Here is a 12,852-nt window from a genome sequence, read left to right as displayed (position 1 = left end):
CTCCGCTCATGGTGGGTTCCCGTCGTCGCTGACCATCCGGGCGTCGCCGGTGACCGTGCTCAGGGCCCGGACGATGGTGCGCCGGCCAAGTTCGATCTTGTACGCGTTCATCCCGTGCGGTACCGCCCCGGCCAGTTCGGCGTCCGCCGCCGCCCGGAACGACTCGATCGTCGCCGGGGCGCCGACCAGCACCGACTCGGCCTGTCGGGCCCGCCACGGCTTGGTCGCCAGCCCGCCCAGCGCCAGCCGTACGTCGGTGACCACGCCCGCGTCGATGGCGACGGCGACCGCCGCCGAGGCGAGCGCGAACTCGTACGACTCCCGGTCCCGCACCTTCAGGTAGATCGAGGTACTCGCCATCGGCAGCGGCGGCACCTCGACCGCCACCACCAGTTCGCCGTGCGAGATCGCGTGTTCGCGGTCCGGGGTGTCGCCGGGCAGCAGGAAGAAGTCGTCGGCGAGGATCTGCCGGTGCCCGGCCGGCCCCTGGGTGAGCACCACGGCGTCCAGCGCGACGAGGGCCACGGCCAGGTCGGCGGGGTGCGTGGCGATGCAGTGCTCGCTGGTACCGAGGACCGCGTGGCCCCGGTTGACGCCGGTCAGCGCCGAGCAGCCGGTACCCGGTTCGCGCTTGTTGCACGCCGCCGCCACGTCCCGGAAGTAGCCGCAGCGGGTCCGCTGCATCATGTTGCCGCCGATGGACGCCATGTTGCGCAGTTGCGGCGAGGCGCCGAGCAGCAACGCCTGCGAGATCACCGGGAACCGGCGCCGTACCGGCAGCGCCTGGGCCACGTCGCTCATCCGGGCGACGGCGCCGATCCGTACCCCGCCGCCGGGCAGTTCCTCGATCTGTCGCAGCGGCAGGTCGTTGATGTCCACCAGCCGCCTGGACCGGGCGACGTGGATGCGTTGCAGGTCGACCTCGTTGGTGCCGCCGGCCAGGAAGGTGCTGCCCGGGTCGGCGGTGACGGTGCCGATCGCGGTGGCCACGTCCGCCACCCGGGAGTAGCTAACCGGTCGCATCGGGTCCGCCCGTTCCGGCCTCGTCCCGGACCTGCCGGATCGCGGCCCGGATGTTCGGGTACGCCGCGCACCGGCAGATGTTGCCGCTCATCCACTCCCGGATCGCGTCGTCGTCGGCGGCGTGCCCCTCGGCCAGGAACGCCACCGCCGACATGATCTGCCCGGGGGTGCAGTACCCGCACTGGAAGGCGTCCTGGCTGACGAACGCCGACTGCATCGGGTGCAGGTCCACCCCGTCGGAGAGCCCCTCGATCGTGGTGACCTCGCGGGTCTCGCAGGTGATTGCCAGGGTGAGGCAGGCCAGCACCCGTCGCTTGTCCACCCAGACCGTGCAGGCGCCGCAGGCGCCCTGGTTGCAGCCCTTCTTGGTGCCGGTGAGGTCGAGCCGGTCGCGGAGCGCGTCCAGCAGGCTGACCCGGGGCTCGACCAGGATGTTCCGGAAGGTGCCGTTGACGGAGAGCCGCACCACGACGGAGTTCGGGCCGCGTACCACGGCGGTGTCGGCAACCTCCACCGCGCCGGCCGTCTCGGCGTACGACTTCACCCGGTCACCTCGCTGACCATCGGCTACTGGACCTCGGCTTCCGCCGGGTGTGCCGGTCCGGCGGCGGGAACGCCCACCGCCGGGGCCGGGGATCGCCCGGCCCCGGGGTGAGGCTCGACCAGCCGTCCTCCGGGGGCTGCCGCTCGGGAGGACGGTGGTGCCTTCAGCGTATCGGCGAACAGTCCTTATAGGGCAAATACCCCGAAATGCACACGCCGCCCGAGGTCCTCGCTCGGGACGCCCGCCCGCTGCCGACTACTCCGGATCCGGGACCGGGTTCGGGGCCGGGCGGGCGGTCCGGGCGGCGCGTTCCGCCCGCCACCAGCGCACCGCCAGCACGGCGGTGGCGACCAGACCGAGCGCGCCGGGGCTGACCGCCAGCCAGTTGATCTCGTCCGGGGAGACCGCCGCCGCGCCCACCGCCGCGTACCCGAACGCGGACGGGGCGGCGGCCAGCACACTGCCCAGCAGGAACGGGCCCAGCCGGGCGCCGGTGGTGCCGTAGCCGTAGCTGATCAGCCCGAACCCGCCGATCGGGATCAGCCGTACGCTGACCACCCCGAGCACACTCTGCCGGGCGAACCATCCGTCGAGCCGGGCCAGCCGGCCGCGTACCCGCTCCGCGACGAACTCCCGACCGAGCAGTCGGCCGACCGCGAAGCCGGCGGACGCGGCGATCAGGGCGGCGGCCAGCGTGTAGCCGGCGCCGAGCAGCGGCCCGAAGATCGCTCCCCAGACCACCGTGATCGCCGTCCGGGGAACCAGTGCGACCAGCAGCAGCGCGCCGCCACCGATCGCCGCGACCGGCGCCAGCGGACCGAGCCGATCGGCCAGCCGGGGCAGCTCGGCCACCTCGGGCCGGGGCGCCAGCAGCAGCCCCAGGCCGAACAGGCCGAGCACCAGGAGCAGTAGGGTGAACCGCGCGACCGACCGCTGCCGGAGCAGTTGCCGGACGCGCCCGGTCACTGCCGTACGGCGGCCAGGGCCGCGCTGCGTTCGGCCCGGAGCCGGTCCGCCCAGGTGTCGTCCAGCGGCGGAAGCTGCTGCCACCCGGTCGCCCAGCGCAGCAGCAGGTCGGCCAGGGCCGGGTTGCGGGCCAGCGCCGGACCGTGCGAGTACGTGCCGAGCAGCTTGCCCCGCCACGCCCCCTCGGTACTGCCGTCGTTGCCGATCCCGGTGCTGACCCGGGCCAGCGCGGAGACCCCGGGCCCCAGGTGGGTACGCCCGCCGTGGTTCTCGAAGCCGCTCAGCGGCGGCAGCCCGAGCCGGGGGTCGATGGCACCGGCGAGTTCGCCGACGGCCCGGGACGGTCCCCGGTCGGAGTGCAGGTCCAGCAGGTCCAGCCCGGCGCACTTGGTGCCCTTGGCGAAGAACGAGCCGCCGAGCAACTGGTAGCCGGCGCAGACCGCGAAGACCACCGAGCCCTGTTCGGCGGCCCGGCGCAGCCCGCCGTCCGCGATCAGTCGCTGCGCGCCGAGGGCCTGCGGGCCGTCCTCGCCGCCGCCCAGCAGGTAGATGTCGGCCGAGACCGGCAGCCGTTGGTCGGAGCGGACCTCGATGCATTCCACCGGCATGCCGCGCAACCTGGCCCGGCGCTCCAGGATCAGCATGTTGCCCCGGTCGCCGTAGGTGGAGAGCAGGTCCGGGTAGATCCAGACGATGCGCAGGCTGCTCTCTCCACCGCCCTGGCCGGGCATGCGGTAGGCGGGCTCAGTTGACACGGTCCAACTCCGCTCGGATGTCCTGGAACGCCGTGTAGTTGGCGATGACCTCGAGCCGGCCCGGCGGGACGCCCGTGATCGCTTCGGTGAAGGTCCGGACGTGCTGGAACGGCACACCGTTGACGTCCAGCCGGACCGCCAGGTCGTACGCCCGGTCGCCGGTGATCAGCACCTGCCGGCCGCGCAGCGGGGCGAAGTCGACGTCGAACAGCCACGAGGTGTCCAGTCCGTCGGGGTCCCGGGCGTTGATGGACAGCAGGGTCGGCGCCTCCTCGGCCATGTCGAACGCCTCCAGCCAGCTCGCCGGGTTCTTCGCCAGCAGCAGTCGGATGGTGCGCCCGTCCTTGACCACCTGGGCGTACCGACCGGCGACCGAGGCGACCCCACCGAGCCGGGACACCGCGTCGGTCGGCCGTACGCCGAACTCGGCGGCCACCGCCAGCGCGGTCGCCGCGTTGCCGAGGTTGACCCGGCCGGGCAGTTGCAGGACCACCTTGTGCCAGTCGCCGGCCGGGTCGACCACGCCGTCGTCCTCGACCACCCACTGCGGCTCCGGCCGGCGCAGCCAACAGCCGGTGCACCACCACTGGTCCGCCATCCGCTCGATCGGGGCGCCGCACTCGGGGCAGACCCACGAGTCGTCGTGCCAGCGCTGACCGGCGCTGAACCAGGTGACGGCCATCGGGGCGAGCTGCGGGCTGCGGGTCGCCGGTGGCGTCGCCGCCCAGACCACCATCGGGTCGTCGGCGTTGGCGACCACCCGTACCGACGGGTGCCTCACCAGCGCGGCCCGCCAGAGCTGGGCCATCATGGCGACTTCCTTGGCCCGGTCGAGCTGGTCCCGGGAGAGGTTGAGCAGCGCCACCACCCGGGGCTCGGTCGCCTCCAGCACCTGGGCCAGGTAGTGCTCGTCCACCTCCAGTACCGCATAGGGGGTGCTGCCGGCCTTGGCCAGTGCCGAGGTGTGCCCGGTGGGCATGTTCGCCCCGAACGAGTTGGTGGCCACCTGCCCGAGTACCCCGACCGCCGCCGCCGTCAGCCGGGTGGTGGTGGTCTTGCCGTTGGTGCCCGAGACCAGCGCGATGGCCCGGCCGGACGCCAGGTGGGCCAGGAGATCGGGATCGATCTTGAGACCTATCCACCCGCCGATCACCGAGCCGTCGCCCCGGCCGGCAGCCCGGGACAGGGCCGCGGCGGTCCGCGATACCGAACTGGCCACCTTTGCCCGGAGAGGCATCTTCCCGTCCGTCACGCGAGCGAGGTTACCGGACGACGCGGGCCGGATGACCGCCGCACGAAACTACCCGGCTCCACCGGGCCGCTCCGGCCCCTGACCGCCGACGCCGCGACGGCCGCTCCGGCACCCGACCGTCGGCGCCGCGACGGCCATTCCGGGCGCCCGACCGCCCGCCTGCGGCGGTGGCGATCGGCTCCGGTCCGGCCCCGGGAACCGGTGTCCGTTCCGGGGCCGGTCGTCCGGTACCGCCGGTGCGGTCCGATCCCGGCACGGCACCTCGGCGGGGTACCCGATTGCTACGCTCGGCGCCCGATGAACTCCTCCGTCGCCGCCGTGCTGCGGGCCCTCGCCGACCTCGCACCGGCTGCCCCGGAGCGGGTCCTCGACGTCACCCGGCCCGGCCAGCCGCTGATCTGGCTCGCCGATCCCCGGTCCTGCCGCCGGTCCCGCGAGGTGGAGCGGCTGGCCGCCGCCGACCTGCTGCACCGGGACGAGCGGACGCTGCGCCGTGGCTGGGGACTGGTCGGCGGGGTGGTCGAGACCGACGGCGGCACCCGGAAGGTGCGGTTGCCGCTGCTGTACGAGCCGGTCCGGCTGGAACGCACGCTGCGCGGCTACCGGGTCGTACCGGCCGGGGATTTGGAACTCACCCCGCTGGTCGAGGACCGGGACCTGGCCGCCCGGTTGGAGGCGGCGCCGGGGCTGGGCGCGGCTGACTGGCTGGACAGTACGGGCGCCGAGGCGTGGTTGCGCACCGTCGCCGAGGCGGCCGGCCTGCCGGTGGGCGAGGTCGACCGGACCCGGCGTACCGGTCGGGCGAGCTTTCCGGCCAGGGCGCCGGTGCTCTACGTCTCGGCGGTGCTGTTCGGGGTACGGGACGTCGCCGGGCTCGCCCTCGGCGACCGGCTGCGTGCCTGGGCCGGCCGCCCCGACGTCGAGTCCAGCGCCCTGGCCCTGGTGTACGGCACGGCCGCCCCGGAGCAGCCGGCCGGTCCCGCCGACCCGGCCGACCCGGTCGACTCGCCGCTGCCGCTGAACGAGTCCCAGACCGAGGTCGTACGCCGGGTCCGGCACCAGCCGGTGACCGTGGTCTCCGGCCCGCCCGGCAACGGCAAGAGTCATGCCGTGGTGGCGTCGGCGCTCGACGTGGTGGACCGGGGCGGCAGCGTCCTGGTCGTCACCCAGTCCGCGCACGCCGCCGACGTGCTCGGCGAGCTGCTGGACCGCTATCCGGGCCCGCGACCGGTGCTGTTCGGCGATGCGGAACGCCGCTCCGCGCTCGCCGCCTCCCTGGAACTCGGCGCGGATCCGGAGGTGACGGCGGCGACCCTGGCCGCGGACCGGGTCGCGGTGGCCGAGGCGACCACCGAGGTGGCGCGGGTGACCGGCCAGCTCACCGAACTGCTCGACCTTGAGATGCTGGCCGGCTCGGTCGAGCGCTGGGCGCCGGTGGTCGGCGGGCTTCGACTCGACGTACCCGGTGCCTTCGTGCCCGGGGCGGACCTGGCCTGGGCCGTCCGGGCGGCGGAGCGGGCCCGGGCCTCGGCCGGCGCGTGGTGGCGGCGCTGGCTGCCCTGGCCACCGGGTCGGCGGTTGCGGCGCCGGCTCGGCGCGGCGGGCACGGTGTCGCTGGACCGGCTCGACGACGCCGTCGCGGCGGCCCGGGCGGAGGTCGCCGCCGCCCGGCTGGCGACCGTCGGCGGTGCCGACCCGGGTCCGTTGTGGCCGGTGCTGGCGCAGGCCCGGCAGCGGTTGTCGACGGCGCTGGGTACCGCGATGCGGCATCGCAGCCGTGGCCCGGACCGGTGGGACCCGGCCGGCCGGCGCAGCGCCGCCGCGCTCGGCGGTGCGTTGCGGGCCGGCCGCAACCGGCGCCGGGAACTCCTCGCCGAACTGAGTGGGGAGTCACTGGTCCGGGCGCTGCCACTGTGGATCGGTACGGTCACCGACGTCGAGGAGCTGTTGCCGCCGATCGCCGGGCTCTTCGACCTGGTGATCCTGGACGAGGCGTCGCACACCGACCAGATCCGGGCGGCACCGGCCCTGGCCCGGGCCCGCCGAGCCCTGGTGGTGGGCGATCCACGGCAGCTACGGTTCGTCTCGTTCGTCGCCGACGTCGACGTGGCGGCGACGCTGGCCTGGCACGGCCTCGACAACCGGGTCGACGTACGCCGGGTCAGCGCGTTCGACCTGGCCGCCGGGGCCGCTCCGGTCACCTGGCTGGACGAGCACTACCGCTGTGCACCGCATCTGATCGAGTTCTCCGCGCACCGGTTCTACGACGACCGGATCGCGGTGGCCACCCGTCATCCGGGCAACGAGACGTCGGACGTGATCGACGTGCGGACGGTGCCGGCGGCCGCTGCCGAGGCGGGGGTGAACCGGGCCGAGGTGGCGGCGGCGGTGGCCGAGGTACGCCGACTGGCCGAGGCGGGCCGGGTCGGCATCGGAGTGATCACCCCGTTCCGGGCCCAGGCCGACGCGCTGGAGTCGGCACTGGTGGCAGCGTTTCCGGTGACCGAGATCGAGCGGCTCGGGCTGCGGGTCGGCACGGTCCACTCGTTCCAGGGCAGCGAGGCGGAGACGGTACTGGTGTCGCTGGCGGTGACCGATCCGGTCCCCGCCGGGCGGATGCGTTTCCTGACCGATCCGAACCTGTTCAACGTGATGGTGACCCGGGCGCGGCGCCGGATGGTCGTACTCACCTCGCAGTCCGCCCCGAACGGCCTGCTCGGCGACTACCTGCGGTACGCGGCGGTGCCGCCGGAGCCGCGCGGCGAGCCGGTCGCCGACGCGGCGTCAACCTCGCCGTCCAGGGCTGGGGCGAGCAGCCGGCCGAGCCGCTCCGGCGTGGCGCCACCCACGGCCGGGCCGGCCGCGCCGACCGGCGGCGGTGGGTCGGCGGGCGCGGTGCCGGTCCGGTCCGAGGCGGGGTTCCCGGTTCCGGTCGGCTGGCCGGCCGCGCTGGCCACCGAGTTGACCCGGGTCGGGCTGCCGGTCCGGCGTCGCTATCCGGTCGGGCGCTGGACGGTGGACCTCTGCGTCGGTGCCGGTGGTGCGGCGGTCGGGCTGAACTGCGTGGTGCACCCGGGCGGCCCGGCGGCGCACATCGCCCGGCACGACGCGCTCGTCCAGGCCGGGTGGGTGGTCGTCGACGCCTTCGCCAGTCGGTGGGGCGGCGATCCGGTCCGCGCCGCGCTGGACGTCGCGGCCCGTTGGCCGGAGCTGACCTGAGCCTTTGCCGGCTCTCGACTGCCGCCGTCGTCCCGGGTCGGGGCGGCGGGGCGGCCCGCGCCGCGAATTTTTCCTCCACTTTCCTCCCCACCCCGGTAACCGAGGGCCGTCCGACGAGCGGATGGGTCCGGAAAAAGGGTGTATTTCCGGGCGCCCGATCTCCGGCGTACCGCTGTCGGATAGTGGACCTTCGCGTGGGGGTGCCCATTTCCCTCCACCGACGGCCACCCCTTCTGACGTGCGGTTTCATCCGGAGGACAGCCGGTCTTTCCGGGCGATTCCGGTTGCGGGTGGAGGGAAGTGGAGTAGAGTGGGGCGCGATGGGGGGCCAGGAAGGCCCGCCGGCCCGGGGGGCAGCGGCGCCGCGAACGTCGCTGGTTGGGCGAGGGGGTTGGGCCGGTGTTTCTCGGCACGCACACCCCGCGCCTGGACGACAAGGGCCGGCTGATCCTTCCGGCCAAGTTCCGGGACGAGCTGGCGGGAGGTGTCGTGATCACGAAAGGGCAGGAACGCTGCCTCTACGTCTTCCCGATGCCCGAGTTCCAGCGGATCGCCGGGCAGTTGCGCGAGCAGCCGATGACACACAAGGCGGCCCGGGCCTACAGCCGGGTCTTCTTCGCCAGCGCGCACGACGAGATCCCGGACAAGCAGGGCCGGGTGACCATACCGATCCACCTGCGGGAGTACGCCGCACTGGATCGTGAGCTGGTGGTGATCGGGGCCAGCACCCGGGTGGAGATCTGGGACAAGCGAGCCTGGGAGACCTACCTCTCGGAGAGCGAAGAGGACTTCGCCGACATCGAGGAGGGGGTGCTGCCGGGCGGACTGTAGGGCGGCGCGTGCCGACGCCCGACGTACTGCGAGATCTCCACCCGCTCGAAGTTCCTGGCGCCTCTTCCCCGGTGCCAGGCGCGATCCCCCGACGGTCCGAAGGTCGGCCCGGGGGAGCAGAGCGGATGGGGATCTGGCGGTACGACGAGCGCAACTGATACCGGGCACGTCCGGACGAGACAGCGGTCACTGGGGGTCGACATGGGGGAGCTTCGCGGTACGCACGTGCCGGTGCTGCTTGAGCGATGTCTCGAGCTGCTCGCCCCCGCGCTGGACCGGGCCGACGGCCGGACGACCGTCTACGTCGACGCCACCCTCGGACTGGCCGGCCACGCCGAGGCGGTGCTCGCGGCGCATCCGCGTACCGTCCTGGTCGGACTCGACCGGGACACCGAGGCACTGGCCCACGCCCGGGCCCGACTGGAGCGATACTCGGACCGGACGCACCTGGTGCACGCGGTCTACGACGAGCTGCCCGAGGTGCTGGACCGACTCGGCTACGACCGGGTGGACGGCATCCTGTTCGACCTGGGTGTCTCGTCGCTCCAACTCGACGCGCCCGACCGCGGGTTCGCCTACGCGCAGGACGCGCCGCTGGACATGCGGATGGACCAGTCCGCCGGTACGACCGCCGAAGAGGTGGTCAACACCTACTCGCACGGCGAGTTGGCCCGGGTGCTCAAGGTCTACGGCGAGGAGCGGTTCGCCGGCCGGATCGCCTCGGCGATCCTCCGCGAGCGGGAACGGAACCGGCTCACCTCGTCGGCCCGGCTGGCCGAACTGGTCAGGGAGTCCATTCCGGCACCTGCCCGACGTACCGGGGGACATCCGGCCAAGAGGACGTTTCAGGCTTTACGGATCGAGGTAAACCGGGAACTGGCGGCGCTGGAGACGGCGTTGCCGGCCGCCCTGGACGCGCTGTCCGTGGGTGGTCGCGCGGTGGTGCTGTCCTACCACTCGTTGGAGGACCGGATCACCAAGCAGGTGCTCGCCGGCCGTGCCCGGAGCACCGGGCCGGTCGACCTTCCGGTCGAACTGCCCGGTACCGGGCCGATGCTGCGGCTGCTCAGCAGGGGAGCTGAGCTGCCGGGCGAGGCGGAGGTCCAGGTCAACCCGCGGGCCGCCTCGGTGCGGCTGCGGGCGGCCGAGCGGATCGAACGGGACGGCGGTAGCAGCACGACGACGAGGAGGGCCGTCCGCGAACGGCCCGGCCGGGTCGTCGGGGAAACGGGTTCGACCGGTGCGGGGGCATCGAACGGGTCCGACGGAGCGCGACGGGAACTGCCGCGGCCGGCAACCGAGGGCGGCGGCACGACGGTACAGGGGGAGGGAAGATGAACGTCAACAAGCGCGAGCGCCGGGAACAGCCCGACGCGACGCGCGACGCGCAGCAGCGCACACCGCGGTCGGGGGGCCGGACCACGGTGCAGCGGGCGCAGCGGGCGGGCGACGGCCGGTCGAACCCGGCGTCGGAGGCCCGGGTACGGGGGACGCGACGGTATCCGACCCAGGGCAGTGCCGCCCTGCGTGAACGGGACTGGGAGCAGCCGGCGGAGTCCGCCCGGGGCCTGCGGGTCTGGGACAGCTCCGACGAGCAGCCGGACAACTCGGCGGAGGCAGCGGCGCCGGCCCGGCGGTCCCGGCTCCGGGTGGCGCCACCACTGCCGGTGGCGCGGCCACGGGTCTCCTTCGTGGCGCTGATCCTGGTGCTGGTGGTCGGCGGGATGCTCGGCATCCTGGTGGTCAACAGCAAGGTCAACGAGAACGCGTTCCGGCTGGAGCGGTTGCAGCAGCAGCAGTCCACGCTGGACATCCAGCAGCAGGAGTTGGAGCAGAAGATCGCCGAGGCGGAGGTGCCGGGCAACCTGGCGGCCCGGGCCCGCCAACTGGGCCTGGTCGACTCGGGGCCGCCCGCCTTCATCCGGCTGCCGGACGGCCGGGTGATCGGGGTTCCGCAGCCGGCGGGTGGCGAGCCGGCGATCACCAGCCAGCAGGGCGCCGGGGGATGATCCGGTGACATCGCGGTCCGACGAGCCGCGCCGGGACGCTTCGGTGTCCCGGCGCGGCTCGTCGCGTGCCGGCCGGGATTCCGACGACCGTGGCTCCGGCACCGGCCAGCCGACCCGGTCCGGTTCCGGGCTCGGCGGCATCTCCGACGCCCGGGCGTACACCCCTCGGGGCCGGACCGTGCGGGACAGCCCGGAACTCCGGCGTACGGCGGGCGGCGCGGGCGGTTCCGGCGACCCGGCCGGGCGGTCCCGGCGTACCCCCAGGACGGGACGGTCGGCGGACCCGTTCCGGCCGGCGTTGCAGGTGCTCGACGGCGGCCGGGCCGGCGCGGCCCGGACCGCCCGGCGGACCGTGCCGGCCGGCACCGGACGCACCATCACGCCGCGCCCGGTCCGGGGCGGCGACGTCGCGAAACCGGTACGCCGACGCCCGGCCGACCCGGCCGGTGGCCCGAGCGGGGCGACCGCCGGCTCGCCACCCCGGCGCCCGGCCCGGCGCCCCCGCCGGCCACCACGGCTGGCCGACGCGCACCGGCGGCTGCGGCTCGGCACGCTGCTCGCGCTCGCCATGTTCACCACCATCGGCATCCGGCTGGTCGCCCTACAGGTCGTGGACGCCCCGGAGTACGCGGGCGGCGGCGTCGGCGACCGGCTGCGCACAGTCGTCCTGCCGGCTCCCCGGGGCGCCATCTACGACCGGTCCGGGGCGGCGCTGGCACAGAGCGTCGAGGCCCGGTACGTCTACGCCGACCCGGAGATGATCGAGGACCCCGGCAAGCACGCCACGAAGCTGTCGCCGCTGCTCGGCCTCCCGGTCTCCAAGCTCACCGAGGAGATGAGCAAACGGAAGCGGCCGGACGGGCGCCCGACCCGCTTCGAATACCTGGCCCGGAGCGTCGAGATCAACACCGCCGAAGAGATCATGAAGCTGAACCTGGCCGGCATCGGCACCGGGCGGGACGAGCGGCGCGAGGTGCCCGGCGGCGACCTGGCCGCCAACCTGCTCGGCTTCACCAGCCAGGACCGGGTCGGCCTGGAGGGCATCGAGGCCCGCTACGACGAGCTGCTGCGCGGCGTGAACGGCGAACGGGAGTACGAGGTCGGCAACGGTGAGCTGGCCGCCGAGATCCCCGGTGGCTACAACAAGGTCACCGCGGCCCGGCCGGGCAGCTCGCTGCAACTCACCATCGACCGCGACCTGCAATACATGGTGCAGCGGATCCTCGCCAAGCGGATGCAGGAGGTCGACGGGCTGACCGGCGCGGCCGTGGTGCTCGACGTACGCACCGGCGAGGTGCTCGCCCAGGCCAGCTATCCGACGTACGACGCGGCCGACTGGGACAAATACCAGGCCAGTGACCGCAACGACGCGGCAACCAGCTTCGTGGTCGACCCCGGCTCGGTGCACAAGGCGATCGTCTTCGGCGCCGGGCTGGAGGAGGGGGTGATCACCCCGAACACCGCGTGGCCGACGCCGTACAGCATCCGCAAGGGCGACCAGCCGTTCCGGGACACCCACAACGCGCAGGGCCGCAAGCTGAGCGTCGCCGGGATGCTCGGTTTCTCCTCGAACGTCGGCACCATCCGGATCGCCGACAAGCTCGGCGCGCAGAAGCTCTACGAATACCAGCTCAAGTTCGGGTTGGGCCGGCCGACCGGCGAAGGGGTGCTGGGCGAGGCGTCCGGGCGGGTGCTCAAACCGTCCGAATACAGCGGCTCGACGTACGGGTCGGTGCCGATCGGGCACAGCGTCGACGTCACCCCGTTGCAGATGGCCGCCGCCTACGCGGCGATCGCCAACAACGGCACCTGGGTCCAGCCGCACCTGGTGCGCGAGATCATCGGGCCGGACGGCAAGCGCAAGCCGGTACCTGCCCCGGAGACCCGGCAGGTGCTGCGGCCGGAGACCGCCGCCGCGCTGCGTACCCTGCTGGAGGCGCCGGTCACCATCGAGGGCGGCACCGCCACCCAGGCGGCGATCAAGGGGTACCGGGTCGCCGGCAAGACCGGTACCGGGTCGCGGGTGGTCGACGGCCGGTACGCCCCCGGCGAGGTCGCCTCGTTCATCGGGATGGACCAGGCCGACGACCCGCGTTACGTGATCGCGGTCTTCGCGCACACCCCGGCCGGTGGCGGCGGGGACGTCTCCGCGCCGGCCTTCAAGGAGATGATGGAGTACGTGCTCCGTCACTATCGGGTGCCCGCCACCGGCACCGCACCGCCGAAGTTCGTCGTCTATCCGCGATGACCTGC

General features: G+C 73.8%; 10 protein-coding genes. 5 read left to right on the top strand and 5 right to left on the bottom strand.

Annotated features, from left to right (window positions below; genetic code table 11):
• Nucleotides 1-6: 6 nt before the first annotated feature.
• From Pen02_RS24765 to Pen02_RS24745, 5 genes are all read right to left on the bottom strand, one after another.
• Nucleotides 7-1,023, bottom strand: coding sequence for an FAD binding domain-containing protein (locus Pen02_RS24765; protein WP_203868462.1), 1,017 nt, complete (start codon nt 1,021-1,023; stop codon nt 7-9).
• Entirely contained in the window at nt 1,010-1,516 is a 507-nt protein-coding gene (locus tag Pen02_RS24760; protein ID WP_239141240.1) for a (2Fe-2S)-binding protein, read from the bottom strand. Before Pen02_RS24760 ends, Pen02_RS24765 begins: the two co-directional genes overlap by 14 nt.
• Nucleotides 1,517-1,822: 306 nt before the next feature.
• Nucleotides 1,823-2,533 (bottom strand): TVP38/TMEM64 family protein, encoded by a 711-nt coding sequence (locus Pen02_RS24755; RefSeq protein WP_203868461.1) that lies wholly within the window; start codon nt 2,531-2,533, stop codon nt 1,823-1,825.
• On the bottom strand, nt 2,530-3,264 hold the full coding sequence (locus Pen02_RS24750) for a type 1 glutamine amidotransferase (protein WP_203868528.1): 735 nt from the start codon (nt 3,262-3,264) through the stop codon (nt 2,530-2,532). The genes Pen02_RS24755 and Pen02_RS24750 overlap by 4 nt, the downstream gene beginning before the upstream one ends.
• Before the next feature lie 13 nt (nt 3,265-3,277).
• The gene (locus tag Pen02_RS24745) at nt 3,278-4,525 is read right to left on the bottom strand and encodes a Mur ligase family protein (RefSeq protein WP_203868460.1); all 1,248 of its coding nucleotides are present in this window, start codon (nt 4,523-4,525) and stop codon (nt 3,278-3,280) included.
• A gap of 312 nt (nt 4,526-4,837) precedes the next feature.
• On the opposite strand from Pen02_RS24745, the gene Pen02_RS42620 reads away from it, so the two are divergent.
• The 5 genes from Pen02_RS42620 to Pen02_RS24720 all read left to right on the top strand — a co-directional run bounded on the left by Pen02_RS42620 (nt 4,838) and on the right by Pen02_RS24720 (nt 12,847).
• A complete protein-coding gene (locus Pen02_RS42620; RefSeq protein ID WP_203868459.1) occupies nt 4,838-7,759 on the top strand; it encodes a DEAD/DEAH box helicase in 2,922 nt (973 codons plus the stop codon).
• A gap of 399 nt (nt 7,760-8,158) precedes the next feature.
• A complete protein-coding gene (gene mraZ / locus Pen02_RS24735; RefSeq protein ID WP_203868527.1) occupies nt 8,159-8,590 on the top strand; it encodes a division/cell wall cluster transcriptional repressor MraZ in 432 nt (143 codons plus the stop codon).
• A gap of 201 nt (nt 8,591-8,791) precedes the next feature.
• A complete protein-coding gene (gene rsmH / locus Pen02_RS24730; RefSeq protein WP_203868458.1) occupies nt 8,792-9,928 on the top strand; it encodes a 16S rRNA (cytosine(1402)-N(4))-methyltransferase RsmH in 1,137 nt (378 codons plus the stop codon).
• The gene (ftsL, locus tag Pen02_RS24725) at nt 9,925-10,599 is read left to right on the top strand and encodes a cell division protein FtsL (RefSeq protein ID WP_203868457.1); all 675 of its coding nucleotides are present in this window, start codon (nt 9,925-9,927) and stop codon (nt 10,597-10,599) included. The genes rsmH and ftsL overlap by 4 nt, the downstream gene beginning before the upstream one ends.
• 4 nt (nt 10,600-10,603) lie before the next feature.
• Nucleotides 10,604-12,847: a peptidoglycan D,D-transpeptidase FtsI family protein gene (locus Pen02_RS24720; protein ID WP_203868456.1), complete on the top strand. Its 2,244-nt coding sequence runs from the start codon at nt 10,604-10,606 to the stop codon at nt 12,845-12,847.
• Nucleotides 12,848-12,852 lie beyond the last annotated feature (5 nt).

This window comes from Plantactinospora endophytica, assembly GCF_016862915.1.
Lineage (GTDB): Bacteria > Actinomycetota > Actinomycetes > Mycobacteriales > Micromonosporaceae > Plantactinospora > Plantactinospora endophytica.
The sequence above is the reverse complement of the archived record's forward strand: the minus strand, read 5'-3'. Positions and strand labels throughout refer to the sequence as shown.

What these genes read in the sequence shown, in the direction of transcription:
- Pen02_RS24765 (WP_203868462.1), bottom strand. Translation starts at nt 1,023, where the DNA reads ATGCGACCGGTTAGCTACTCCCGGGTGGCGGACGTGGCCACCGCGATC.
- Pen02_RS24750 (WP_203868528.1), bottom strand. Translation starts at nt 3,264, where the DNA reads ATGCCCGGCCAGGGCGGTGGAGAGAGCAGCCTGCGCATCGTCTGGATC.
- Pen02_RS24745 (WP_203868460.1), bottom strand. Translation starts at nt 4,525, where the DNA reads ATGCCTCTCCGGGCAAAGGTGGCCAGTTCGGTATCGCGGACCGCCGCG.
- Pen02_RS42620 (WP_203868459.1), top strand. Translation starts at nt 4,838, where the DNA reads ATGAACTCCTCCGTCGCCGCCGTGCTGCGGGCCCTCGCCGACCTCGCA.
- rsmH (WP_203868458.1), top strand. Translation starts at nt 8,792, where the DNA reads ATGGGGGAGCTTCGCGGTACGCACGTGCCGGTGCTGCTTGAGCGATGT.
- ftsL (WP_203868457.1), top strand. Translation starts at nt 9,925, where the DNA reads ATGAACGTCAACAAGCGCGAGCGCCGGGAACAGCCCGACGCGACGCGC.